Below are 277 nucleotides of genomic sequence, written 5' to 3' on the forward strand. Positions count from 1 at the left end.
GTGCCAATGATCAGCTTGTTCTCAACATCAGTCATTGCAGCGATTCTTTCTTCTGTGCCGGGCCGTGCCGCTAGTTGGAGGGGAAGTTGTAGGAGGCTCCGGAGGCGTGGGTGGGTTCGGGCCAGCGTGAGGTGATGACTTTGCCGCGGGCGTAGAAGGAGACGCCTTCGGGGCCGTAGATGTGTTTGTCGCCGAAGAGTGAGTTCTTCCAGCCGCCGAAGGAGTGGTAGGCCACCGGGACGGGCAGGGGGACGTTGATGCCCACCATGCCCACGGT

The 277-nt window shown here is 61.4% G+C and carries 1 pseudogene; it reads right to left on the reverse strand.

The window, feature by feature from the left end:
• Positions 1-70: 70 nt before the first annotated feature.
• Positions 71-277, reverse strand: a pseudogene (locus ACPYOM_RS22400) (methylmalonate-semialdehyde dehydrogenase (CoA acylating)); the annotation flags it as partial.

It is taken from the genome of Monashia sp. HAY1-2A (assembly GCF_056755315.1).